At 62.0% G+C, this 24,737-nt stretch carries 21 protein-coding genes, 1 pseudogene and 1 riboswitch; of the genes and pseudogenes, 3 read left to right on the top strand and 19 right to left on the bottom strand.

The genetic code is table 11. The features are described from left to right. Positions 1 to 38 precede the first annotated feature (38 nt). From mlaE to P9292_RS28055, 6 genes are all read right to left on the bottom strand, one after another. The gene (gene mlaE / locus P9292_RS28080; protein ID WP_244826385.1) at positions 39 to 806 is read right to left on the bottom strand and encodes a lipid asymmetry maintenance ABC transporter permease subunit MlaE; all 768 of its coding nucleotides are present in this window, start codon (positions 804 to 806) and stop codon (positions 39 to 41) included. Beyond that, the gene (locus tag P9292_RS28075; protein WP_244826386.1) at positions 803 to 1,618 is read right to left on the bottom strand and encodes an ABC transporter ATP-binding protein; all 816 of its coding nucleotides are present in this window, start codon (positions 1,616 to 1,618) and stop codon (positions 803 to 805) included. Before P9292_RS28075 ends, mlaE begins: the two co-directional genes overlap by 4 nt. 97 nt (positions 1,619 to 1,715) lie before the next feature. Further along, positions 1,716 to 2,780, bottom strand: coding sequence for a thiamine phosphate synthase (gene thiE / locus P9292_RS28070; protein WP_250509563.1), 1,065 nt, complete (start codon positions 2,778 to 2,780; stop codon positions 1,716 to 1,718). Beyond that, on the bottom strand, positions 2,777 to 3,586 hold the full coding sequence (locus tag P9292_RS28065; protein ID WP_309844573.1) for a thiazole synthase: 810 nt from the start codon (positions 3,584 to 3,586) through the stop codon (positions 2,777 to 2,779). Before P9292_RS28065 ends, thiE begins: the two co-directional genes overlap by 4 nt. Positions 3,587 to 3,612: 26 nt before the next feature. After that, positions 3,613 to 3,810 carry a sulfur carrier protein ThiS gene (gene thiS, locus P9292_RS28060; protein ID WP_250509565.1) on the bottom strand — a complete coding sequence of 66 codons (198 nt, stop codon included), beginning with the start codon at positions 3,808 to 3,810 and terminating at the stop codon, positions 3,613 to 3,615. Positions 3,811 to 3,828: 18 nt separating this feature from the next. Then, positions 3,829 to 4,971 carry an FAD-dependent oxidoreductase gene (locus tag P9292_RS28055; protein WP_309844576.1) on the bottom strand — a complete coding sequence of 381 codons (1,143 nt, stop codon included), beginning with the start codon at positions 4,969 to 4,971 and terminating at the stop codon, positions 3,829 to 3,831. Between the two features lie 202 nt (positions 4,972 to 5,173). Then, a riboswitch (TPP riboswitch) is annotated at positions 5,174 to 5,301 on the bottom strand. A gap of 248 nt (positions 5,302 to 5,549) precedes the next feature. Here P9292_RS28055 and P9292_RS28050 point away from each other — a divergent pair. Then, positions 5,550 to 7,292, top strand: coding sequence for an ABC transporter ATP-binding protein/permease (locus P9292_RS28050; protein ID WP_250465831.1), 1,743 nt, complete (start codon positions 5,550 to 5,552; stop codon positions 7,290 to 7,292). A gap of 133 nt (positions 7,293 to 7,425) precedes the next feature. Here P9292_RS28050 and P9292_RS28045 read toward each other — a convergent pair whose 3' ends face one another. The 3 genes from P9292_RS28045 to P9292_RS28035 all read right to left on the bottom strand — a co-directional run bounded on the left by P9292_RS28045 (position 7,426) and on the right by P9292_RS28035 (position 14,703). Next, a complete protein-coding gene (locus tag P9292_RS28045) occupies positions 7,426 to 8,892 on the bottom strand; it encodes a glutamate synthase subunit beta (protein ID WP_309962307.1) in 1,467 nt (488 codons plus the stop codon). Positions 8,893 to 8,970: 78 nt separating this feature from the next. Next, positions 8,971 to 13,674 (bottom strand): glutamate synthase-related protein, encoded by a 4,704-nt coding sequence (locus P9292_RS28040; protein ID WP_309962305.1) that lies wholly within the window; start codon positions 13,672 to 13,674, stop codon positions 8,971 to 8,973. 321 nt (positions 13,675 to 13,995) lie between these two features. Then, positions 13,996 to 14,703 (bottom strand): transposase, encoded by a 708-nt coding sequence (locus P9292_RS28035; protein ID WP_309962303.1) that lies wholly within the window; start codon positions 14,701 to 14,703, stop codon positions 13,996 to 13,998. A gap of 223 nt (positions 14,704 to 14,926) precedes the next feature. Between P9292_RS28035 and P9292_RS28030 the strand changes: the two genes are divergently transcribed. Further along, positions 14,927 to 15,634 carry an OmpW/AlkL family protein gene (locus tag P9292_RS28030; RefSeq protein WP_409015422.1) on the top strand — a complete coding sequence of 236 codons (708 nt, stop codon included), beginning with the start codon at positions 14,927 to 14,929 and terminating at the stop codon, positions 15,632 to 15,634. Positions 15,635 to 15,667: 33 nt separating this feature from the next. Here the strand turns inward: P9292_RS28030 and P9292_RS28025 are convergent, their stop codons facing one another. Continuing rightward, positions 15,668 to 15,898, bottom strand: a complete 231-nt coding sequence (locus tag P9292_RS28025; RefSeq protein ID WP_250465837.1) for a hypothetical protein — start codon at positions 15,896 to 15,898, stop codon at positions 15,668 to 15,670. A gap of 29 nt (positions 15,899 to 15,927) precedes the next feature. Between P9292_RS28025 and P9292_RS28020 the strand changes: the two genes are divergently transcribed. Then, positions 15,928 to 16,305, top strand: a complete 378-nt coding sequence (locus P9292_RS28020; protein WP_244826399.1) for a YqjD family protein — start codon at positions 15,928 to 15,930, stop codon at positions 16,303 to 16,305. A gap of 42 nt (positions 16,306 to 16,347) precedes the next feature. Here the strand turns inward: P9292_RS28020 and ugpQ are convergent, their stop codons facing one another. The 9 genes and pseudogenes from ugpQ to P9292_RS27975 all read right to left on the bottom strand — a co-directional run bounded on the left by ugpQ (position 16,348) and on the right by P9292_RS27975 (position 24,634). Then, complete coding sequence (gene ugpQ, locus P9292_RS28015; protein ID WP_309844600.1) at positions 16,348 to 17,097, bottom strand: glycerophosphodiester phosphodiesterase; 750 nt, start codon at positions 17,095 to 17,097, stop codon at positions 16,348 to 16,350. Positions 17,098 to 17,111: 14 nt separating this feature from the next. Next, positions 17,112 to 18,197: a sn-glycerol-3-phosphate import ATP-binding protein UgpC gene (locus tag P9292_RS28010; protein WP_250465841.1), complete on the bottom strand. Its 1,086-nt coding sequence runs from the start codon at positions 18,195 to 18,197 to the stop codon at positions 17,112 to 17,114. 3 nt (positions 18,198 to 18,200) lie between these two features. Then, positions 18,201 to 18,512, bottom strand: coding sequence for an antibiotic biosynthesis monooxygenase (locus P9292_RS28005; RefSeq protein ID WP_244826402.1), 312 nt, complete (start codon positions 18,510 to 18,512; stop codon positions 18,201 to 18,203). 69 nt (positions 18,513 to 18,581) lie between these two features. After that, the gene (ugpE, locus tag P9292_RS28000; protein WP_244826403.1) at positions 18,582 to 19,427 is read right to left on the bottom strand and encodes a sn-glycerol-3-phosphate ABC transporter permease UgpE; all 846 of its coding nucleotides are present in this window, start codon (positions 19,425 to 19,427) and stop codon (positions 18,582 to 18,584) included. Beyond that, positions 19,424 to 20,308 (bottom strand): sn-glycerol-3-phosphate ABC transporter permease UgpA, encoded by an 885-nt coding sequence (ugpA, locus tag P9292_RS27995; protein WP_244826404.1) that lies wholly within the window; start codon positions 20,306 to 20,308, stop codon positions 19,424 to 19,426. The genes ugpE and ugpA overlap by 4 nt, the downstream gene beginning before the upstream one ends. A 58-nt stretch (positions 20,309 to 20,366) precedes the next feature. Beyond that, positions 20,367 to 21,692: a sn-glycerol-3-phosphate ABC transporter substrate-binding protein UgpB gene (ugpB, locus tag P9292_RS27990; protein WP_309962297.1), complete on the bottom strand. Its 1,326-nt coding sequence runs from the start codon at positions 21,690 to 21,692 to the stop codon at positions 20,367 to 20,369. Positions 21,693 to 21,739: 47 nt separating this feature from the next. Continuing rightward, positions 21,740 to 22,906 (bottom strand): annotated as a pseudogene (locus P9292_RS27985) (deoxyguanosinetriphosphate triphosphohydrolase); the annotation flags it as partial. 124 nt (positions 22,907 to 23,030) lie between these two features. Further along, positions 23,031 to 24,119, bottom strand: a complete 1,089-nt coding sequence (gene aroB, locus P9292_RS27980; RefSeq protein ID WP_309962291.1) for a 3-dehydroquinate synthase — start codon at positions 24,117 to 24,119, stop codon at positions 23,031 to 23,033. Positions 24,120 to 24,127: 8 nt separating this feature from the next. Further along, positions 24,128 to 24,634, bottom strand: coding sequence for a shikimate kinase (locus P9292_RS27975; RefSeq protein WP_244828131.1), 507 nt, complete (start codon positions 24,632 to 24,634; stop codon positions 24,128 to 24,130). Positions 24,635 to 24,737: the final 103 nt, after the last annotated feature.

The following is a 24,737-nucleotide window of genomic DNA, read 5'->3' as shown; positions in this document are numbered from 1 at the left end:
CCTCGCGGGCGTTTTGCATTTGGTTCATTAGCTGGACATCAGCTGAACATCAACGCGGTCAGCAGGAAATCGAGGCCGAGCACCGCGAGCGACGCGTACACGACCGTTTTCGTGGTCGCGCGCGACACGCCTTCCGGCGTAGGCCGTGCTTCGTAGCCCTGGAACAACGCGATGAACGTCACCGCGAAGCCGAACACGATGCTCTTGATGACGCCATTGCCGACATCGCGCCACACGTCCACGCCGCCTTGCATCTGCGACCAGAACGCGCCGGAATCCACGCCGATCAGCAACACGCCGACCACATACCCGCCGATGATGCCGACCGCGCTGAAAATGGCCGCCAGCACGGGCATGGCGATGATGCCCGCCCACATGCGCGGCGCGACCACCACTTTCATGGGATCGACGGCCATCATTTCCATTGCCGTGAGTTGTTCGCCCGCCTTCATCAAACCGATCTCGGCGGTCAGCGACGTACCCGCGCGGCCGGCGAACAACAGCGCCGTGACGACTGGCCCGAGCTCGCGCACGAGCGAAAGCGCGACGAGCAGTCCAAGCGCCTGCTCCGAACCATAGCGGTTCAGTGTGTAATAACCCTGCAGCCCGAGTACGAAGCCGACGAACAGGCCCGACACCGCGATGATGACGAGCGAATAATTGCCGACGAAGTGAATTTGCTTCGTGACGAGACGCGGCCGCCGCAAAAGCGGGAAGAATTCGAGTACGAGGCGCAACAGCATGCGCATTGCATAACCGGCGGTTCCGAAACCGTCGAGCACCCAGCGTCCGAGTGCGCTGATCATGCTTTCCCTCCGATGCCGAAATCCGCCGCGAGCGGCTGGCTCGCGTAATGAAACTTGAAGGGACCGTCCGGCGTGCCGTCGATGAACTGACGCACGGTCGGGTCTTCCGACGCGCGTAATTGCTCCGGCGTGCCTTCCGCGTGAATGCCGCCGTTCGCGACGAAGTACACGTAGTCCGCAATGGCGAACGACTCGGGCACATCGTGCGAAACGAGAATGGACGTGGCGCCGAGAGCGTCGTTGAGCGTGCGGATGAGTTGCGCGGTTATGCCGAGCGAGATGGGATCGAGACCGGCGAACGGCTCGTCGTACATCATTAGTTCGGGATCGAGCGCGATGGCGCGGGCAAGCGCGACGCGGCGCGCCATGCCGCCGGAAATCTCCGACGGCGCGAGATCGCGCGCGCCACGCAGGCCGACCGCGTTGAGCTTCATCAGGACGAGATCGCGGATGAGCTCTTCCGGCAGATCCGTGTGTTCCCGCAGCGGAAACGCGACGTTCTCGAACACGGTCTGGTCGGTGAACAGCGCGCCGAACTGAAACAGCATGCCCATCCGGCGGCGCAGCGCGTAAAGGCCGTCGCGCGATTGCGTGCCGACGTCCTTGCCCGCGAACAGCACCTGACCGCGGCTGGCTTTCACCAGCCCGCCGATCAACCGTAAGGTTGTCGTCTTGCCGCAGCCGGAGCCACCCATGACCGCAACCACCTGACCACGCGTGAAACGCATGTTCAGGTTCGAGAGAACGGGCCGATTACCGTAACCGAAATCGACGTCGCGAAGCTCTAGCAGGGGCTCGGGGAAAGCTGGCACGAGGTAAGAAATTCCTTGGACGCAAGAGGCCGAATTATAGGGCCTGCGCGCAATCGGTGCTTTACCTACGCTCTTCCCGATATGATTTTCAGAACATTTACCCTTGATTTGCAAAGCTTTGTTGTAGCGACTCGACGGCGGCTTCGGTGTCCGCCGCTTCTGTCACGGCACGGACGACAGCAGCGCTTCCTACGCTGGTCGCCAGCACCTCGGGCAATACCTTGCCGTCGATACCGCCGATCGCGACGAGCGGCACACGTCCTTTCAGAAGCTTTACGTAGCGTGTAAGCCGCGCCAGGCCTTGCGGTTTGGTGGGCATGACTTTCGTCGTGGTGGGAAACACCGCGCCGAGCGCGAGATAGCTCGGCCGGAAGTGCAGCGCGCGAAGCATCTCGTAATAGCCGTGCGTCGAAAGTCCGAGGCGCAACCCGGCTTGCGCGATTGCCTGCAGATCGGCGGTTTCGACATCTTCCTGACCGAGATGCACGCCGTAAGCGCGTGCGGCGATCGCTTCGCGCCAGTGATCGTTGATGAAAAGCTGCGCCTGATGCCGCTGCCCCGCCACGACCGAACGCTCGATTTCGCCGTGAAGGTCCGCTGCGTCGGTGGTCTTGCGGCGCAACTGCGCCGTGCGCACGCCAAGGTCCAGCACGCGTTCGACCCAATTCGCGCTCGGCAAGACGGGGTAAAGACCGAGCTTGTCCGGGCAAGCGGGAAAAGCAGGTTCCGGCGCGGGTGGAAGATCGCCGACGCGCGGGAACGTGTCGAAGTCGCTTGGCCACGCGTCTTCTTTCTGTTCGTCGCCGGCGCGCCATGCCATTGCCAGGACGAGCGCATCGTGCGGTTCGAAATTGCAGTCGAGGAACGCCGCCAGCGCAGCCAGCCAGTCGTCGGAACGCTCGCCTTCGAGAACGTGGCGCGCGCCTGCATGCAGCAATATCACGCGATGTTCGTACGCTTCCAGCACCGTCGCATTGCCCGCGGCGTATGGCTCGTTGACGACGAGCAGATCCTGCGCACTTGGCGTATCCGGCACGGTCAGGCAGATGCGCCAGCGCGTTGGCGGCGCGGGCCACTCGCCGAGCCGCGCGCGGATACGTTCGGCGACTTCGGTCAACTCATCCGCCGGCGGCCAGAAAACTTCGTGTCCGAGCAAGCTCATGCAGCACCTCCGTCCTGATGCCAGAACGGCATGCCAACGACCGGCGTGCTGGCCTGCGCGCTGTCGCGCTCGGCCATCGGACCGGCGAGAAACGCCGTGCGCCCGGCTTCGACACCCAGGGCGAACGCGCGCGCCATCTGCGACGGAAAGGTCGCCTGCGACACGGCGGTGTTCAAGAGCACACCGTCGAAACCCCACTCCATCACCTGGCACGCATGCGAGGGCACGCCGAGGCCTGCATCGACGATCAGCGGCACGTCTGGCAGCCGCTCGCGCAACGTGCGCAGACCGTAGGGATTGGTCACGCCCTTGCCGGTGCCGATGGGCGCGCCCCAGGGCATCAACGCCTCGCAGCCGGCATCGAGCAGACGGCGGCCGATCACGAGATCCTCGGTGCAATAAGGCAGCACCTTGAAGCCGTCGCGCACGAGCTTGCCCGCCGCTTCGACGAGGCCGATCGGGTCGGGCTGCAACGTGTAGTCGTCGCCGATCAGTTCCAGCTTGATCCACGGCGTGTCGAAAACCTCGCGCGCCATGTAGGCGGTGGTCAGCACTTCATCGACGCTCTGGCAGCCCGCCGTGTTTGGCAGCAGCGCGACGCCGTGACGCTTGAGGACTTCGAAAAAACCGGCCTCGCCAGTCTCGGACTGACGGCGCAGCGCGACGGTCACCATGCCGGGCCGCGCGGCATCGATGGAATCCGAAAGCGATTGCAGCGACGGATAACGCGATGTGCCGAGCAGCACACGGCTCGGGAACGTCTGGCCGTAGAGCGTAAGACTATGGGCGGCGGTGTGTGAGGTCATGATTCGATCCTTCGGATTCGATAGATTCAGCCGCCCGCGACGGGCGACACGACGTCGAGCTTGTCGCCGGCTCGAAGCGTCTTCGTGCCGTGCTCGCCGCGCGCGACGAACTGTCCGTTGAGCGCGACCGCGAACGGCGGTTTGGCGCCGAATACGGCGAGCGCGTCGGTGACGGTGGCGGCATCGGTCAGACTGAATTCGCGCTGATTGATGTGGATGTTCATGGCTTTGACTTTCGATGACTAGAGCGCGGCCGCGATGGCCGGTTCGCTATGCAGAAGTTCGGACCAGCGCGCGCCGCCGCGATAATCCGCGAACGATGCGGCGTCCGCGACGGTTCCGCCCGCGATGGCTTGGGCGAGTGCGCAGGCGGCATCGGCGACTTCCGGCGCGATCATGAAGCCGTGCCGATACAGGCCGTTCACGCGCACGGTCCGCGCCCCGTCCCAGACGATGGCCGGCCGATGATCCGGCAGCGTCGGCCGGCACTGAGAATTGAGTTCGAGGATGCGCGCCTCGCCGAAACCCGGATGCACCGCGAATGCCGCACTCATCAGTTCCAGCGCCGAGCGCACGCTCACGGGCGACATGTCCTCGCCTTCGACTTCGGTCGCGCCGATCACGTAAAGATCGTCCTCTTTCGGCGCGATATACAGCGGATAACGCGGATGCAGCAGCCGCACCGGCCGCGACAACCCGATGCCCGGCGCATGCACGCGCGCCACTTCCCCGCGAATACCACGCAACGCGGGCCACGCCGTTTTGCCGCCCAGCCCACGGCAATCGATGATCCAGCGCGCGTCGGGCAGAGCATCGACCGGAGAATTCCAGTGCGTGCGCACGCCGCGCGCCCCAAGTCCGGCCGCGAGCGCTCGAAGCGCCTGACGATTGTCGAGTTGACCTTCGTGCGGCAGCAGCCAGCCTTGCGCGAAACGCGTGCCGAGCGCGGGTTCCGCTTGCGCGACTTCCGCGCCCGCGAGCTTGACGAAGCCGCCATCGAGCAAGCTTGCAGGCGCGTTGGCGCGCAACCTGCGTTCGAATAGCGGCGCTTCCGCGCGATCCGCGCCGTGCCAGACGACGAGCGTGCCGTTGCGCTGAAAGTAAACCGGCTCGGGCAAATCGGCGATGAGCCCCGGCCAGCGTTCCAGCGACGCCGCGCCGAGTTCGACGACGAGCGGCTCCGCACTCGTCGCCTCGGCGAGCGGCGCGAGCATCGCGGCGGCCACCCACGCAGCCGACTGCGTGCCCGCCTCGTCGCCGCGCTCGTATAGCGCGACGCCGTGGCCCGCGCCCGCGAGTTGCCACGCCACGAGCCGCCCGACGAGTCCTCCGCCGATGACGGCGAAGTCTGGCCGGCGCGCGGCGGGCTGATGGATCGTGTTCACTTTTCCGATGTCTCCTGTCGATCGAAACGAGGCTGGGCGCCGCTCCGGTCTTATCCACGACTGATAACGCCGTGCAGCAAACGCACGAACGCGAAGACAAAACTTGCAGAGGAGAGACCGGCCCGGCAGCGGCAGCGCAAACAACGCGCGCCAGGCGGAAAAGAAAGATGATGGAAGAACCTGGAGGAAAGGCGCGACGGCCGCGCGTTCTCCGGAAACTTCCCTCGCCGGTATTACCCGGATCGGGTGCAAAGGGTCTCTCTCAGCCTCGCCGCGCCAGCACACCGATAATTCGATGACATCGCGCGCGAAGCACCCCTGTTTCGTCGAAGATCATTAGACCATGAAAGCCAAAGCCGCTGCAAACCGGGATTCCCCGCCTTTGGTCGCCTCGGTCGGCACTCTGGCACAATGCCGCGAGCATGGTTCTCCGCATGGTTGTGCGAATGAGCACGGAATTAAGCGGCAGTTAAGGGAACCTCTGAACAATCTGCGGGACAGGAAAGAGGCTGCGCGTGTGAGTATCGCGGCGCGGTGCGTCCATTCGTAACTCGGACCGGCATATCATCAGGAAGGTCATGGCCAATTCTCAACCGGAAAACACGCAGCAACAAGCCGACACGGTCTCTGCGTGGAGCCTCATCAAGCCCTACTGGGTCTCGGAGGAGCGCGGCTTCGCATGGGGTCTGCTTGTTGCCATCATCGCGATCAACATGACGGTCGTATGGATCAACGTGCGGCTCAACAGCTGGAGCGCGGCGTTCTACAACGCGCTGCAGAACAAGAACGTCCACGACTTTCCGCACCTTCTGCTGGTCTTCACCGGCCTCGCCTTCGCGTACATTCTGCTCGCGGTTTATGGGAGGTATCTGCGGCAGATGCTCGGCTTCCGCTGGCGCCAGTGGCTGACCAACAAGTATCTCGAACAGTGGTTCGGCGACCGCGCTTTTTACCGCATAGAACGCGACCGTCTCGCCGATAACCCCGACCAGCGGATCAGCGACGACCTGCAATCCTTCGCGACCACCACGCTGTCTCTGTCGCTCGATCTGCTTTCCACGCTAGTCACGCTCGTCACGTTCATCACCATTTTGTGGACGCTCGCGGGCGCGCTGACCATCACGGCATTCGGCACGCCGCTTGTCATTCCCGGCTACATGGTCTGGGCGGCGGCGCTTTACGCGATCATCGGCTCGGTCATCATCCAGAAGGTTGGACATCCGCTGGTGTCGATCAACTACCAGCAACAGAAGGTCGAGGCCGATTTCCGCTTCGGGCTGATCCGCGTGCGCGAGAATGCCGAGCAGATCGCGTTTTACGATGGCATTGCCACCGAGACGGCCAACGCGAAGACCATTTTCCAGCGCATTCGCGACAACTGGTGGATGATCATGAAGTACACGAAGCGCATGACCTTCGTGCTCAGTTTCTACGGACAGATCGCCATCATCTTCCCGATCATGGTTGCCGCGCCGCGCTACTTCGCGGGCGCGTTCTCGTTCGGCGTCTTGATGCAGATTTCATCGGCGTTCGGCACGGTCAGCGATTCGTTCTCCTGGTTCATCAACAGTTACTCGACCTTGGTCGAATGGCGCGCCACGGTGAATCGTCTGCGCGAATTCAAGCGTGTGATGCGCTCGACGCATATCCGCGAGGAAACGTCGCCGGCAACGGCGCATGGCGGTATCAACCTGCATTACACGAGCACGAAAGCGCTGACGACCAAGGGGCTTGCGCTCGCACTGCCGAATGGCACGCCGCTTTCGCGCGTGGGCGATGTGACGATAGAACCGGGATCGCGCTGGCTGATAGTCGGGCCGTCGGGCGCGGGCAAGAGCACGCTGATGCGGGCGCTGGCGGGCCTTTGGCCGTTCGGCGACGGTAGTATCGACGCACCCGTCGACGCGAAGATGCTGTTTATCCCGCAAGTGAGCTATCTGCCGATCGGCACGCTGCGCGCGGCGTTGAGCTATCCGTCGCCGGGTGGCACCTTCACCGACGAGGAATCGCGCGAGGCGCTGCGTCTGTGCAATCTGGCCGAGTATGGCGACCGCCTGGAAGAAAGTGCGCACTGGGCGCGCAGCTTGTCGCCGGGCGAGCAACAGCGTCTTGCCGCCGCGCGCGTGCTGCTGCACAAGCCCGACTTCCTGTTCCTCGACGAAGCCACCAGCGCGCTCGATGCGGATAACGAACTGCATATCTACAACACGCTCGTCGAACGTTTGCCGAAGGCGGCGATTTTGAGCGTTGCGCACCGGGAGTCGGTGGCGCTGTTCCATGATTATCGGATCGAGATAGAGAGGACGATGGCGGAGGCTTGATTCCGTCTCTTGCTGAATGAAGAACCGCATCCGCGAGCAATTGTGGGTGCGGTTTTTTTTGGTGGCATAACCCCGCCAACAAAAAAGGGCGAACCCCAAAGGTCCGCCCTTTCGTCCCATCAACCCCGCTCTCTTATCGCGGCAATTCGCTACTGCCCATCAAATACGCGTCCACCGACCGCGCGCACTGACGCCCTTCGCGAATCGCCCACACCACGAGCGACTGACCGCGCCGCATATCGCCTGCGGTGAACACCTTGTCCACCGACGTGTAATACGCTTTGTCACCTTCGGTCGAGGCGCGCACGTTACCGCGCGCGTCCTTGTCGACGCCAAACGCATCCAGCACCGGCGAAGCTGGCTGCGTGAAGCCCATGGCGAGCAGCACGAGGTCGGCCTTCAGCTCGAACTCGCTGTTCGGCACTTCCTGCATCTTGCCGTTCTTCCACTCGACGCGCACCGCGATCAGCTTCTCGACCTTGCCGTTCTTGCCTTCGAAACGCTTCGTCGCAACCGACCAGTCACGCTCGCAACCCTCTTCATGCGACGACGACGTACGCAGCTTGATCGGCCAGTAGGGCCACACGAGCGGCTTGTTCTCTTCCTCGGGCGGCTGCGCGAGCAGTTCGAACTGCACCACGCCCTTCGCGCCATGCCGGTTCGAGGTGCCGACGCAATCCGAACCCGTGTCGCCACCGCCGATCACGACGACATGCTTGCCCTTCGCGACCAGTTGCTCCGCGAGCTTGTCGCCTGCGTTAACCTTGTTCTGCTGCGGCAGGAATTCCATCGCGTAATAGATGCCTTCCAGCTCGCGCCCCGGCACCGGCAGATCGCGCGGCGTTTCCGAACCGCCCGCCACCACGACCGCATCGAACTGTTCTTTCAGTTCGTCCGGCGTGATGGTTTCCTTGGCCGTATTGCCGATGTGCCCCGGCAGCGCGTCCTTGCCGATGAACACGTTGGTGCGGAACGACACGCCCTCCGCTTCCATCTGGCGCATGCGGCGGTCGATCAGCCACTTCTCCAGCTTGAAGTCGGGAATGCCATAACGCAGCAAACCACCAATGCGATCGTTCTTTTCGAACACAACCACGTCGTGACCGGCGCGTCCCAGTTGCTGCGCGACCGCGAGCCCGGCGGGACCGGAGCCGACCACCGCAACCTTCTTGCCGGTCTTGTGTTTGGGCGGCTGCGGCGTGACCCAGCCTTCGGTCCACGCCTTGTCGATGATCGCGTGCTCGATCGACTTGATGCCCACCGGATCGTCATTGATACCGAGCGTGCAAGCCGACTCGCACGGCGCCGGACAAATGCGTCCCGTGAACTCGGGGAAGTTGTTGGTCGAATGCAGCACTTCGATCGCGCTCTTCCAGTCCTGACGGAACACGAGATCGTTGAAGTCCGGAATGATGTTGTTCACCGGACAACCGTTGTTGCAAAACGGAATGCCGCAGTCCATGCAGCGCGCGCCCTGAACCTTGGCGTCTTCATCGGTCAGCGCGGCGACGAATTCCTTGTAATGCTTGACGCGGGTCAGCGGTGCTTCGTACGCCTCGTGGCGGCGTTCGAACTCGAGAAAACCGGTTGCCTTGCCCATGTGGTTCTCTTCTTTCTCTGTATTTGGTGAGGAACTCGCTCTCCGGCGTACCGGAGAGCTCTTCTATAGTGAGACCGCTCAGGCCGCGAGTGCGTCCTTTGCCTTCTTCGCGCCGATCTCGCCGAGCGCGCGCTTGTAGTCGGTCGGGAACACCTTCACGAACTGACGGCGCGACGCATCCCAGTTTTCGAGCAGCGCCTTGGCACGCGGCGATCCGGTGAACTGGAAGTGACGCTCGATCAAACCCTTGAGCAGCGCTTCGTCGGTCTTGCCGGCATGCCACAGCGCGCGATACACCGTGCGCTCCTGTTCGGCCTGTTGCAGCACCGGATCGAGGGCCACCATGGTCTTGTTGCACTTGGCGCCGAACGTGCCGTCCGGATCGAACACGAACGCGACGCCGCCCGACATGCCCGCCGCGAAGTTACGGCCCGTCTCGCCGAGCACGACCACCGTGCCGCCCGTCATGTATTCGCAGCCGTGATCGCCCGTGCCTTCGACGACTGCCGTCGCGCCCGAGTTACGCACGCAGAAGCGCTCGCCCGCGACGCCACGGAAGTACGACTCGCCTTCGATAGCGCCGTACATCACCGTGTTGCCGCAGATGATGTTCTCCTCGGACTTGCCACGGAAGTCGTTGGTCGGGCGAATGATGATGCGCCCGCCCGACATGCCCTTGCCGACATAGTCGTTACCGTCGCCGACGAGGTCGAGTGTCACGCCCTTGGCGAGGAACGCGCCGAAGCTCTGGCCCGCCGTGCCCTTCAACTGGATATGGATGGAGTCGTCGGGCAAACCGTCGTGGCCGTACTTCTTCGCGATCAACCCGGACAGCATGGCGCCGACCGTGCGGTTCACGTTGCGCACCGGCTGGATGAACGAAACGTGCTCGCCCTTCTCGATCGCCGCCTTCGACTTCTCGATCAACACGTGATCGAGCGCCTTGTCCAGACCGTGGTCCTGCACATCGACGTGCTTGCGCGCGACTTCCGCGCCCACCGGCACTTGATAGAACACGCGCGAAAAGTCGAGACCCTTCGCCTTCCAGTGCTCGACGCCCTTTTTCGTGTCGAGCAGTTCGGCGTGGCCGATCAGATCCTCGAACTTGCGAATACCCAGTTGCGCCATGATCTCGCGCACTTCTTCCGCAATGAAGAAGAAGAAGTTGACGACGTGTTCCGGCTGGCCAGTGAACTTTGCGCGCAGCACCGGATCTTGCGTCGCGACGCCGACCGGGCACGTATTCAGATGGCACTTGCGCATCATGATGCAGCCTTCGACGACGAGCGGCGCCGTCGCGAAGCCGAATTCATCCGCGCCGAGCAGCGCGCCGATCACGACATCGCGGCCGGTTTTCATCTGGCCGTCGGCCTGCACGCGGATACGGCCACGCAGACGGTTCAGCACCAACGTCTGCTGCGTTTCGGCAAGACCGAGTTCCCACGGCGTGCCCGCGTGCTTCAGCGACGACAAGGGCGATGCACCCGTGCCGCCATCATGACCCGCGATCACGACGTGATCCGCCTTTGCCTTCGCCACACCCGCAGCGATGGTGCCGACGCCCACTTCGGACACCAGTTTCACCGAAATGCTCGCCGCGGAATTCACGTTCTTCAGATCGTGAATGAGCTGCGCCAGGTCTTCGATCGAATAGATATCGTGGTGCGGCGGCGGCGAAATGAGACCGACGCCCGGCACCGAGTAACGCAGCTTGCCGATATAGTCGGAAACCTTGTGGCCCGGCAGTTGCCCGCCTTCGCCAGGTTTCGCGCCTTGCGCCATCTTGATTTGAATCTGATCCGCCGACGACAGATATTCCGCCGTCACGCCGAAGCGGCCCGATGCAACCTGCTTGATCTTCGAGCGCAGCGAATCGCCGTCTTTCAACGCGACGTCGGTGACGATTTCATCGCCGATCAGGGACTTGAGCGTGTCGCCGGTCTTGATCGGAATGCCGCGCAGTTCGTTCCGGTAGCGCTTCTCGTCCTCGCCGCCTTCGCCCGTGTTCGACTTGCCGCCGATACGGTTCATGGCGACCGCGAGCGTGGCGTGCGCTTCCGTGCTGATGGAGCCGAGCGACATCGCGCCTGTCGCAAAACGCTTCACGATGTCCTTCGCCGGCTCCACTTCGTCTAGCGGAATGGCCTTCGACGGGTCGAGCTTGAACTCGAAGAGACCACGGAACGTCATGTGACGCTTCGTCTGGTCGTTGATCAGATGCGCGTATTCCTTGTACGTCTGATACGAGTTGCTGCGCGCCGAGTGTTGCAGTTTGGCGATGGCATCCGGCGTCCACATATGCTCTTCGCCGCGCACGCGATAAGCGTATTCGCCGCCCGCATCGAGCATGTTCGCGAGAACCGGGTTGTCGCCGAAGGCATCGCGATGCAGGCGAATGGCTTCTTCCGCCACGTCGAAGATGCCGATGCCGCCGACCTTGGACGCCGTGCCACGGAAATACTTCTCCACGAGCTCGGAGGACAAGCCGACCGCTTCGAAAATCTGTGCGCCGGTGTAGGACATGTAAGTGGAAATGCCCATCTTCGACATGACCTTGTACAAGCCCTTGCCGACCGCCTTCGTGAAGTTGTAGATGACCTTCTCGGCCGACAGATCGCCCTTGAAGCCTTCCGCCATGTTGGCGAGCGTTTCCAGCGCGAGGTACGGGTGAACGGCTTCCGCGCCGTACGCCGCGAGCAGCGCGAAGTGATGCGTCTCGCGCGCCGACCCGGTTTCGACGACGAGACCCGTGCTCGTGCGCAGACCATGCTGCACGAGATGCGAGTGGATGGCCGACGTGGCGAGCAGCGCCGGAATCGCGACATTGTCGCGGTCCATCTTGCGGTCGGACACGATCAGCATGTTGTAACCGGACTTCACGGCATCGACGGCTTCGGCGCACAACGACGCAATGCATGCTTCCACGCCTTCCTTGCCCCAAGCCACCGGATAGCAGATGTTCAGTTCGTACGAGCTGAACTTGCCGCCGGTGTACTTGTCGATGGCGCGAATCTTCGCGATGTCTTTGAAGTCGAGCACGGGCTGCGACACTTCCAGACGCATCGTCGGGTTGATGTTGGTCGTGTCGAGCAGATTCGGCTTAGGACCGACGAACGAGACCAGCGACATCACCATGTTCTCGCGGATCGGATCGATCGGCGGGTTGGTCACTTGCGCGAACAACTGCTTGAAGTAGTGATAGAGCGTCTTGTTCTTGCCGGACATGACCGCGAGCGGCGAGTCGTTGCCCATCGAGCCCACGGCCTCTTCGCCCGACTGCGCCATGGGCGCCATCAGAAACTTGAGGTCTTCCTGCGTATAGCCGAACGCCTGCTGACGGTCGAGCAGCGCGGCGGCTTCGCGACGCTGCGTTTCGACGTCTTCCGCCTTCGGCTCGATTTCGTCGAGCTTGATACGCACGGCGTCGATCCAGCTCTTGTACGGCTTCGCGTTCGCGAGGTTGTCCTTGAGCTCCTTGTCCTCGATGATGCGGCCTTGTTCCATGTCGATCAGGAACATCTTGCCCGGCTGCAGACGCCACTTCTTGACGATCTTCGATTCCGGGATAGGCAGCACGCCCGATTCCGACGCGAGGATCACGAGGTCGTCGTCGGTGATGAGATAGCGCGCCGGACGCAGGCCGTTACGGTCGAGCGTGGCGCCGATCTGGCGGCCGTCCGTGAACGCGATGGCGGCGGGACCGTCCCACGGCTCCATCATCGCTGCGTGATACTCGTAGAACGCGCGGCGGTTGTCGTCCATGAGCGTGTGCTGTTCCCATGCCTCGGGAATCATCATCATCATGGCGTGAACGAGCGGATAGCCCGCCATCACTAGAAGTTCGAGGCAGTTGTCGAACGAAGCCGTGTCCGACTGGCCGGGATAAATCAGCGGCCAGAGCTTGGGCAGATCGTCGCCGAGCACATAGGAGGCGATCGCGCCGGTGCGCGCGTTCAGCCAGTTGACGTTGCCCTTCACGGTGTTGATTTCACCGTTGTGCGCAATCATGCGATACGGGTGAGCCAGTTCCCACGCCGGGAACGTGTTGGTCGAGAAGCGCTGGTGCACGAGCGCGAGCGCCGAGACCACGCGCTCGTCCTGCAGGTCGCGGTAATACACGCCGACCTGACCGGCCAGCAGCAGGCCCTTGTAGACGACCGTGCGCGACGACATGGACGGCACGAAGTATTCCTTGCCGTGCTTGAGTTTGAGCGCCTGAATGCGGTGGCTCGCCGTCTTGCGGATGATGTAGAGCTTCCGCTCGAGCGCATCCGTCACGACGATGTCCTTGCCGCGCCCGATGAAGATCATGCGGATGAGCGGCTCACTCGCCTTCACGGTCGGAGAAATAGGCATGTTGCCGTCGACCGGGACGTCGCGCCAACCGAGCACGACCTGGCCTTCCGCCTTCACCGTGCGTTCCAGTTCCTGTTCGCACGCGAGCCGCGAAGCATGTTCCTTCGGCAGGAAGATCATGCCGACGCCGTATTCGCCGGCAGGCGGCAAAGTCACGCCTTGCTTGGCCATCTCTTCGCGATAGAAGCCGTCCGGAACCTGAATCAGAATGCCCGCGCCGTCGCCCATGAGCGGATCGGCGCCGACGGCGCCACGGTGATCGAGATTCTCGAGGATCTTGAGACCCTGCTGAATGATCTCGTGGCTCTTTTTCCCCTTGATATGGGCGACGAAACCGACGCCGCAGGCGTCATGTTCGTTGGCAGGGTCATACATGCCCTGCGCGGCGGGAGGCGAACCGACTGCCGGTTGCTGATGATCGTTCATGGGGACACCGTCTCTACTGTGAGGGGCCGACTCGGCCGTTGAACCATTTTTTATGTCGCCCGCGGCGTTTATTTCGACTTGGAAGCCGCGAAGCCGGTCGTGCAACGGGCGCGCTGCGCCGCAAAAACCGCCGGAAATCGAAATATACGCGACCAATCAAAGAGATGGCAAATAAAATATGATGATGCGTCACTAATTATCGATATGGTGCACGCATGCCCCAAAATATTGGTTCCATATCGATATTGGGCAAAAATAAACGGCGCGCCCGAATCTTCGTGCCGCCGTCCTTTCAAGCGTCGTTTTCCGCGATGCCCGTGGTTATTGAGATTGGGGCGTCTCGCGCACTTTACGCGGCCGTCCGCGCGGCAATGGCGACACGCGCCGGTTCGCCGCACGCGATGCCCAATCGCGATACGCATCGCTGCCGAGCACCCAGCCTTTCAGAGTGGCTTGCAGGAGACGATTGGCCTCACGCTCGTCGAGCGGCTGATCGCACAACTCCTTGTATGCATGCTGGCGTTCGAACGGCGTGTTGCCGAGCGACCAGAAAAGCGGATGGTCGGTGATCAGTCCGTCGAGCGTCAGCCCTATATGGTGCCGAAAACTCGACCACTTGTAGTCCTGCGGCACGGCAACCAGACCCACGCGAACCGGCGCGGTTTCAACCACGCGCGTGGCAAGCAGGAAATAACGTTCACCCTCGATGACCGTTGCGCGATATCGCCCTTCCCACAACGTCCCGCGCCGCGTGTAACGGCGATTGAAATGCGCCACGTAACGACGCCCGACTGCCTGCATCGCCTTCGGAAGGCTCGATTCGTCGCGCGGCGTGACAAGCAGATGCACCGCCTGCGGCATCAACGCATATGCATGAATGGAAAGATGATGATCACGTGATGCAGTTCTCAAGCAGTCGATAAAAAGCTCGTAGTCCTGGTCGTCGACGAAGGCAGGTTGCTGGTCGAGACCGCGCAGGATGACATGCTGCGGCTGATCGGGAACATAAAGTCGTGCAAGCCGTGCCATTCTGGATATTCCATTGGTCGCGTTTGTGTTACCCCAATCGGGGACCTTGTGGAGATGTTGAGGCAGCGTGGACGAAACACATGCAAATGCCATGCAACACGATTCCAACGCCGCACACGTCTTAGGGAAAATGCTCTACGGCGACGCTATGGTTACTTTGAAATCTTATGCTCATAATGAGCGTGCTTTTCTGGAGGAGCACAAATTGAAAATAAAACAAGTCATGGTGGGAGCAGCGGCATTTGCGTATGTAGCCAGCGCGGCGCACGCACAGTCGGCGGGTTCCTTCTACGCAACCGCTGGCTGGTTTCACTTCGCCCCGCAAGACAGCAGCGGCCCGCTCAAAGAGACAAGTGTAGGCGGATCTCCCGTCAATATCGACGTACAGGGCACGGGCGCCGGCATTTCAAGCGCGGATACGGCAGGCTTCACGCTTGGTTACTTTGCCACCGACCACATTGCGGCGGAATTCGAAATGGGCATTCCGCCCTCCTTCGACCTCGAAGGCACAGGCTCGTTCTCGCAATACGGCAAGCTCGGCAGCGCGAAACAATGGAGCCCAACGCTGCTTTTCAAATACTTCTTTAATGCTCCTCAAGCGAAGTTTCGTCCGTTCGTCGGTATTGGCGTAACCCGCACCTGGTTCACCGACGCCAAGATCACGAACTCATCGTTCGAAGGCAACGTCCTGCATGGTCCGACCTCCGTCGACACGGATAGTTCGTGGGCGCCGGTGTTCAACGTGGGCGCCGTCTATAACTTCACGGAGCATTGGTTCGCGGGTTTTTCCGTGTCGTTCATTCCGTTGAAGGCAACGGCGACTTTGAACTCGCAAGCGCAGACGCCGGTTGGCACGTTGAACGTGCAGTCGAAAGCGAAGATCACGTTGAATCCCATCGTGACTTATTTGCGTGTCGGCTATCGTTTCTAAGAACGCTGGATTAACCACGGCGTTCCCGAAATTTTATTTGCGGGCATGCAAATAAAAGCGCCGCCATGCATGAAGCGTGGCGGCATTTGATTTTACCGGCTCTTGTAAATGTGACCCGCGCATTTGCGGAGCTTGCGCATTTATTACGCTGTCGCAACGCCGTTCACCGACAGTCTTGCTGGTGACACGACCGTGCGCGCCCATGGGCATCGAATTTGCTGCATCATCGATTTCCCGCTCTTCGCGAGCGGTGTGGTCATCCATCCACGATTCATCCATCGACGGAGCGATCTATGAACGCATTGCCTAACACGCGAGACGCCATCGGAGATTCCTGGAGCAGCACCAACCGCCGTGCGCGCCGTATGGCGCGTCATGGCCGTGATGCCGCCGAGGATATCAGCGGCGAGTTGCGCGCGCTGCTTTCCGATCTTGAAGAAACGCTGTCGAACGGCGCATCGGCCGATGCCGCCATCTTGCGCAAGCAAATCAGTTCGCAACTGGACGGCGCACGTTCCCGTCTGAACGACACGCACGCCGCGCTCAGACAACGCGCCGGCGCTGCTCTAGACGACGCCGATGCGTATCTGCACGAAAAGCCCTGGCAGACGATTGCACTTGTCGGCGGCTTGGCGCTCGTCGCGGGCGTTTTGCTGGCCCGCGCTCGCTGACCGAACGAGCGGCGCCAGTATCAATGGCGCCGCGCGCGTCGTTCAACTTCCCGCGAGAAAATCCGCACCAATGATATCGATGCGATCCGTGCAGATCGCATCGACTCCCCATTGGGCGAGCAACTTCACGCGCTCAGGTTCATTCGGTGTATAGGCAAGTACGCGCAAGCCCGCGTCCTTGATTTCGCGAACGAGTGCTTCGCTCAAATGCCGGTGACTCGCATGCAGCGACACGCATGCGAGTGCCGACGTCTGTTCGCGCCAGTCGACCGGAACTTCCTCGTACAGCATGCCGCGAGGAAGCTCTGGTGCCGCGTCACGCGCGGCCTCCAGCGCCTCGTATGAAAACGACGACAGCAACGGCGCCGGTTCCGCACTCGCCCACAAGCGCGCCGCCTCACGCGCGACAAGCTCGCCCGTCTCGACTTCGCGTCCGGGACACGGCTTGATTTCCACATTTGCCGCCATGTCGAGTTCCGTGCAACGCGCGTGTACTTCAGCGAGCGTCGGCATATGCGCGCCCGCGAATGGCTTGCCGAACCACGAGCCCGCATCGAGTGCACGGATTTGCGCGTAAGTCATCGAGCGTGCGGGTCCATGACCGTTCGACGTGCGATCGACGTCATCGTCGTGCAGCAGAAAAACCACATTGTCGGCCGAGAGCTTTGCATCGAATTCGATCATGCGCAGACCGCGCCGCGCGCCTTCGTCGATGCCTTCGAGCGTGTTCTCGGGCGCGAGCTTGCCGCCGCCGCGATGCGCGACGATTGCGGGATAAGGCCAGGTTCTCATCGCGGATACTCCCTTCAGTTGACGCGCCGACCGCTCGCCGGATCGAAGAAATGCAGTTGTTGCGGCGGCACGGACACCGCCAGCTTTTCGCCACGCTGCGGCCGGTGCGTATGCGGCAAACGCGCCGCCACGTCGTGCTTGCCCCACTTGCCGTGCGCGAGATTGTCGGCGCCGAGCAGCTCGGTGGAATCGACATCGAGCGTCGCGCTCGCCGCGCCGACGATGCCCGGTGTCATATGCTCGGGACGAAGGCCGATGATCCACTCGCGGCCGTGCATCGTGCCGTTCAAACCGGCAGCGCCCGCAACCGGCAGCTTCGGTCCGCCGTCCGCCACCTCGAACGTCGAGCCGTTTTCCGACAAGCGCCCTTCGAGCAGATTCATCGCGGGCGAGCCGATGAAGCTCGCGACGAACACCGTCGCCGGCCGCTCGTAGACTTCGGTCGGCGCGCCGATCTGCTCGGCGTGTCCCTTGTTCATGACGATGACGCGTTGCGCGAGCGTCATCGCTTCGATCTGGTCGTGCGTAACGTAAAGGCTCGTGGTTGCGAGTCGCGCGTGAAGCCGTTGAATCTCGAGACGCATTTGCACGCGCAGTTTGGCGTCGAGATTCGAGAGCGGTTCGTCGAAGAGGAACACGGCCGGTTCGCGCACGATCGCGCGGCCCATGGCAACGCGCTGACGCTGCCCGCCCGACAGTTCGCGCGGCTTGCGCGCGAGCAGCGGTTCGAGTTCGAGAATGCGCGCCGCATTCGCCACGCGGCTCTCGATAGTCGCGCGATCCGCGCCGCCGATCTTGAGCGCGTAAGCCATGTTCTGCGCGACGCTCATATGCGGATAGAGCGCGTAGTTCTGGAACACCATCGCGATGTCGCGATCCTTTGGCTCCAGCTTGTTGACGACCTTGCCGCCGATCTGGATCTCGCCCTCGGACACGCTTTCGAGCCCCGCGACCATGCGCAGCAACGTCGATTTTCCGCAGCCCGAAGGACCGACCATGACGACGAACTCGCCATCCGCGATTGCCACGTCGATGCCGTGCAGCACGAAGTTCTTGCCGTCGTAGCTTTTCCTGACCGCCTTGAGATTCAACGCAGCCATCGATCAGTCCCGCAGCGCGCCGCACACCGTCGCGAAATGCGCGACCGCAATGCCCGGCTCATAGAAGCGATGCAGCAGCGCGCGCCATTGCTGGTAACCCGCCGATTGCCGAAAGCCCGGATCGTGCGCCGCGACCGAATCCCAACGCACGAGCAACACGTATTGCGAGCCGTTGCCGGCGTCCGCCCCGCGCACGAGCTCATGCGAACGATAGCCCGGCTGCGCCGCGATGATCTTTTGCGCTTCGTCGAAAGCGGCTTCGAATGCGCTTTCCTCGCCGGCCATGACCGGCAACTGCGCGATTTCGAGAATCATGTTTGAAGTCTCCCGTTTGAGCCCGAGCGGACGCTTTCTGTTCTCGGGCGTCATGCCAAGGTAATTGGGTTATTTTTCCGAATCGACGAGGCCGCGCACGAACCAGCGCTGCATCGTCAGGACGACCGCGAGCGGCGGCAACATGGCGAGCAAGGTCGCGGTCATGACGAGATGCCACTCGGTCGCGGTATCGCCCGATGCGATCATGCTCTTGATGCCCACCACCGCGGTTTGCAGCGACTGCTCGTTGGTGATGAGAATCGGCCACAAATACTGATTCCAGCCGTAGATGAACGTGATGACGAAGAGCGCCGCGATGTTCGTCTTCGACAGCGGCAGCACGACATCCCAGAAGAAACGCAGCGGCCCCGCGCCGTCGATGCGCGCCGCTTCCATCAGTTCGTCCGGCAGCGTCATGAAGAACTGGCGGAACAGAAAGGTCGCGGTCGCCGATGCAATGAGCGGCAGCGTCAGCCCGGCGTACGTGTTCGACAGATGCATCGACGACACGACCTGCACCGTCGGGAAGATACGCACCTCCACCGGCAGCATGAGCGTGACGAAGATCAGCCAGAACGCTAAGTTCTTGAACGGAAAGCGGAAGAACACGATCGCATACGCCGAGATGATCGACACCGCGATCTTGCCGATGGAGATCACGAGCGCCATCACGAGGCTGTTGATCAGCATGCGTCCGAAAGGCGCCGCCGCGTTGCCGCTGCCGTGCGTCCAGATGTTCGCCACGTTTTCGAAGAGATGCGTGCTCGGCACGAGCGAGAGCGGCACGGTGAAGACTTCCTTCGAATTCATCGTGGCCGCGCAGAACGCGACATACACCGGAAACACGATCAGCGCGACGCCTACGAGCAGCACCGCGTGACAGAAGATATCGAAGCCGCGTCGGTTCTCGATCATGAATATTGCACCCTGCGTTCGACGAAGCGGAACTGCACGATGGTCAACGCAACGACGATCACCATCAGCACGACCGATTGCGCGCCCGAACTACCGATGTCGAGACCCTGAAAGCCTTCCGCGAAAATCTTGTAGATGAGTGTCTTGGTCGACTGCGCCGGGCCGCCGCCGGTGGCGGCGTCGATCACGGGGAAGGTGTCGAAGAATGCATAGACCAGATTCACGACGAGCAGGAAGAAACTCGTCGGCGATAGCAGCGGCAGCGCAATGCCGAAGAAGCGTCGCACGGGACCGGCTCCGTCGATGGCCGCGGCTTCGATCAGCGACTGCGGAATTGCCTGAAGTCCCGCATAGAAGAACAGGAAGTTGTAGCTGACCTGCTTCCACACCGACGCGAGCACGACGAGAAACATGGCCTGCGTGCCGTTCAGCGCGTGGTTCCACACGATGCCCTGCTTCGCGAGCGCATACGTCACGAGCCCGATGCTCGGGTTGAACAGAAACGACCACAACACCGCCGCAATCGCGGGCGCGACGGCATATGGCCAGATGAGCAACGTCTGATACGCTTTCGCGCCGCGCGTCACGCGGTCGGCGCACGCGGCGAGCAGCAGCGAGATCACGAGTCCCGACACGGTAACGAGCGCGCAGAAGATCATCGTCGTATTGAACGACGACAGATAAAGCGGGTCCGCGAAGAGCTGCTTGAAGTTCGCGAGGCCGACGAATTCGCTCGACGTGCCGAACGCGTCCTGACTTTGCGTGGATTGCCAGAGCGCTTCGCCCGCCGGCCACAGAAAGAACAGCGCGGTGATCGCGAGCTGAGGCGCAACGAGCAGATACGGCAGGACGCTCGTATCGAAACGAGACCGTTTTTCCATCGATGTATCCTGAAACGGCGCCCGCGAGAAACACGCGGGCGCGCTGCGTCATGGGCGCTTAACCACCGCTCTTTTCGAAGCGGCGCAGCAGTTCGTCACCGCGCGAAACCGAAGAATCGAGCGCCTGTTGCGGCGTCTTCTTCTCCGCCCAGACCTGCTCCAGTTCTTCATCGACGACGGTGCGAATCTGCGGCATGTTGCCAAGACGCAAACCCTTGGTGAAGGCGAGCGGCGGCTTGTTCAGCATCTGCTTGATGGCGATATCCGCGCCGGGATTCTTGTCGTAGAAACCCTGCTTCTGCGTGAGTTCGTAGGCCGCTTGCGTGACCGGCAGATAGCCCGTGTCTTGATGCCACTTCGCCGCGACCGGCGGCGAGGTCAGATAAGCGAGAAACTTCGCGACGCCCTTGTACACGGCCGGGTCCTTGCCCGACAGCACCCAGAGACTCGCGCCGCCGATGATCGCGTTCTGCGGCGCGCCCTTCACGTTCGCGTCGTAAGGCATCATGCCGACGCCGTATTCGAACTTCGCGAACTTGTTGATGGTCGCGCGCGAGCCCGACGAGTTCGTGATGATGCCGCAATCGCCGCTATAGAACTTCGAGACCGGCTCGTCCTTGCGGCCCACGTAGGTGAAGTTGCCTTCTTTCGCCATCTTCTGCAGGAAGGCGATATGCGCGACTTGCAGCGGCTTGTTGAAGTCGAGCTTGGCGTCGAGCCCGTCGAAGCCGTTGTTCTTCGTCGCGAACGGCGCTGCATGCCACGCGCTGTAGTTTTCGAGCTGAATCCAGCTTTGCCAGCCCGACGAATAACCGCAAGAGTAACCGGCGGCCTTGATCTTCTTTGCGTCGGTTTCGACATCGGCCCAGGTCTTCGGCGGCTGGTTCGGGTCGAGTCCCGCCTTCTTGAAGGCGTCCTTGTTGTAGTACAGAACCGGCGTGGAGCTGTTGAACGGCATAGAGATGAGATGGCCGGTCTTCGCGTCGCTGTAGTAACCGGAGATGGTCGGCACGAAGGCCTTCTCGTCGAGCGGCACGCCTGCCTGCTTGAAGATGTCGTAGACCGGAACGACGGCTTTCTTGCCCTGCATCATCGTTGCCGTGCCGACTTCGTAGACTTGCAGGATCGCGGGCGCGTTGCCGCTGCGAAACGCCGCGATGCCCGCCGCGAGCGTCTGATCATACGTACCCTTGAACACGGGGACGATCTTGTAATCGCTCTGCGACGCGTTGAAGTCGTTGGCCATGTCGTTGACGCGCTCGCCGAGCGCGGCTTCCATGGCGTGCCAGAACTGGATTTCCGTCGCGGCCTGCGCTGCGGTGCTGCCGGCGAACGCGAGCACGGCAGCTGCTGCGATCGAGCGGAACGAGGGCATGCGTCTCATCGAGAAAGTCTCCTTGAATTGATTCTTGCGCGTTGAAACGCGCGATATTAGTTGTTGTCGATGACAAACAGGCGTTGATACTCCTTCAGTGCATAGCGGTCGGTCATGCCCGCAATGTAATGCGCGACGAGCCGCGCCTGCGAGCTGTCGTGGCCGGTTGAACTCGCGTCGTTGGCCGACTCCTCCACCGCGGCCTGACGCGCCTGATAAGCGGGCGGCAACAGGCGCGGGTCGTCGGTGAACGCGCCGAAGAGACCCGTCACGACGCGCTTCGCCTTGTTTGCCATGCGCATCACGCGATAGTGCCGGTACAGGTTCCTGAACAGAAAGCGCTTGAGCGCGGCAGCTTGCGCGGCAATTTCATCGCTATGCGCGACGAGCGGCGGCGCGTTGCGGATATCGTCGATGGACTTCGGCGCCACGCGCGTGAGATTGCGGCTCGTCGCCTCGATCAGATCGACGATCAGCGTATTGATGATGCTGCGAATGGTCTCGTGAATCAGCCTGCGTCCGCCGATGTCCGGATACGCGGCGCGCGCCACATCGAAATGCGTATGCCAGAGGCTGACTTCGGAAAGCTGTTCGAGCGTGATGAAGCCGGAGCGCAAGCCGTCGTCGACATCGTGATTGTTGTAGGCGATTTCGTCGGCGACATTGGCGATCTGCGCTTCGAGCGACGGCTGCTTGCCCGTGAGAAAGCGTTCGCCGAGATCGCCGAGCTTGCGCGCATTTTCACGCGAGCAATGCTTGAGAATGCCCTCGCGCGTCTCGAAGCAGAGGTTGAGGCCGTCGAATGCGCCGTAATGCTCTTCGAGCTGATCCACCACCGCGAGGCTTTGCAGATTGTGCTCGAAGCCGCCGTGATCGCGCATGCATTCGTTGAGCGCGTCCTGGCCCGCGTGACCGAACGGCGTGTGGCCGAGATCGTGCGCAAGCGAAATCGCTTCGACCAGATCTTCGTTCAAATTCAGATTGCGAGCGACCGAACGCGCGATCTGCGCGACTTCGAGACTATGCGTGAGACGCGTGCGAAAGAGGTCGCCTTCGTGATTTACGAACACCTGCGTCTTGTATTCGAGCCGCCGGAATGCAGTGGAGTGCACGATGCGGTCGCGGTCGCGCTGGAATTCGGTACGGGCGGCAGGCGGCGCTTCGGCATACCGGCGTCCGCGCGACAACGCCGAATGCGCCGCGTACGGCGCGAGATACGCTTCGAACGAGCCCGATGGCGGCCCGCTCGACGGAAGTAGACTTTCTATTTCGCTCACCGGCTGCTCCGCTCAAGTCGTGGTTCCGGTTGTCTCCGGCATTGCCGCCAGGTCGGCGCCGATCCAATACTCAGACGCTTGCGGCGAGCGTCTCGCGCACGGCGTGGTCGGGCGCCTTTGCTATTTCGACCTCGCCGAAGCGGGTCAGCAAAATGAACTTGATCTCGCCGGCTTCGGCTTTCTTGTCGACCTTCATCAGATCGATATAACGCGCCGCGCCGAGCGTGGGCGCCACGACCGGCAGCTTCGCGGCTTCGATCACGCGCACGAGACGCTTGCGCGCGGGCTCATCCAGTTTGCCGAGGCGCACGGAAAGATCCGCCGCCATCACCATGCCGCAACCCACCGCTTCGCCGTGCAGCCATTCGCCGTAGCCCAGGCCCGCTTCGATGGCATGCCCGAAGGTATGACCGAAGTTGAGAATTGCGCGGCGTCCGCCTTCGCGTTCGTCCGATGCCACCACCGACGCCTTGATCTCGCACGAACGCTTGACCGCGTGAGCAAGCGCTTCTTCGTCGCGGTCGTTCAGCTTCGCGATGTTCGCTTCGATCCACTCGAAGAACTCGGCGTCCGCGATTGCCGCCGTCTTGATGACTTCCGCGAGTCCCGCAGCGAGTTCACGGTCCGGCAGCGTGCGCAAAGCGCCGATGTCCGCGATCACCGCTTGCGGCTGATAAAACGCGCCGATCATGTTCTTGCCGAGCGGATGATTGATGCCCGTCTTGCCGCCCACCGATGAATCCACTTGCGAGAGCAAAGTGGTCGGCACTTGAATGAACGGCACGCCGCGCATATACGATGCCGCCGCGAAGCCGGTCATGTCGCCCACCACGCCGCCGCCGAGTGCGATCAGCGTGGTCTTGCGGTCGGAGCGTTCGCTGAGGAGCGCGTCGAAGATCGTGTTGAGCGTTTCCCAGTTCTTGTGCGCTTCGCCATCCGGCAGCACGACGGTCGTTACCTTCTTGCCGAGCGTGGCGAGTGCGGCACGGAGTTCGTCGCCGTAGAGCGGGTCGACGGTGGAGTTGGTGACGATGGCGACCGACGCGCCCTTGACATGCGGCGCGAAAAGCTCCGTGCGACCGATGAGGCCCGCACCGATATGAATGGGATAGGCGCGTTCGCCCAGTTCGACGTCGACGGTAAGCGAGGGGGAAATCATGACGGACATTATGACTGAGCCGGTTTGATGACGCCGGCCACCTCCAGTTGCATCAGGACCATGTTGACGAGCGCGTTGACGGTAGGTCGGCCGGTTTCCACGACGAAATGCGCGCACTCGTTGTAGAGCGGATCACGCGTCTGAAAGAGCGCTTCCAGCTTGCCGCGCGGATCGTCGGTCTGCAAAAGCGGCCGGTTCTTGTCGCGCCGTGTGCGCTGCCAGAGATCGTGCGGATTTGCACGCAGATAGATGACGACGCCGCGATTCTTCAGATGTTCGCGATTCTCCGGACGCAGCACCGCACCGCCGCCCGTAGCGAGCACGATACCGCTCTTTTGCGACAGCTCGTCGATAACGTTGGCTTCGCGCTGACGAAAACCCGCCTCGCCTTCGAGCTCCCAGATCACCGGGATGCGCGCGCCGGTGCGCGCCTCGATTTCCTGATCCGAATCGATGAATGAGCGCTGCAAGCGGCGCGCAACCGCGCGGCCCACGGTGGTTTTACCCGCCCCCATGAGTCCGACGAAAAAGATGTTCGCGTTCGCGTGCCCTTCCTGCAACTCGGTTTCCTTCAAGTCAATCGAATTTTGTTCGTGCGGCAGCTTAAGGGCAAATAGC

It is taken from the genome of Caballeronia sp. LZ001 (assembly GCF_031450875.1).
GTDB lineage: Bacteria > Pseudomonadota > Gammaproteobacteria > Burkholderiales > Burkholderiaceae > Caballeronia.
The sequence above is the reverse complement of the archived record's forward strand: the minus strand, read 5'-3'. Positions and strand labels throughout refer to the sequence as shown.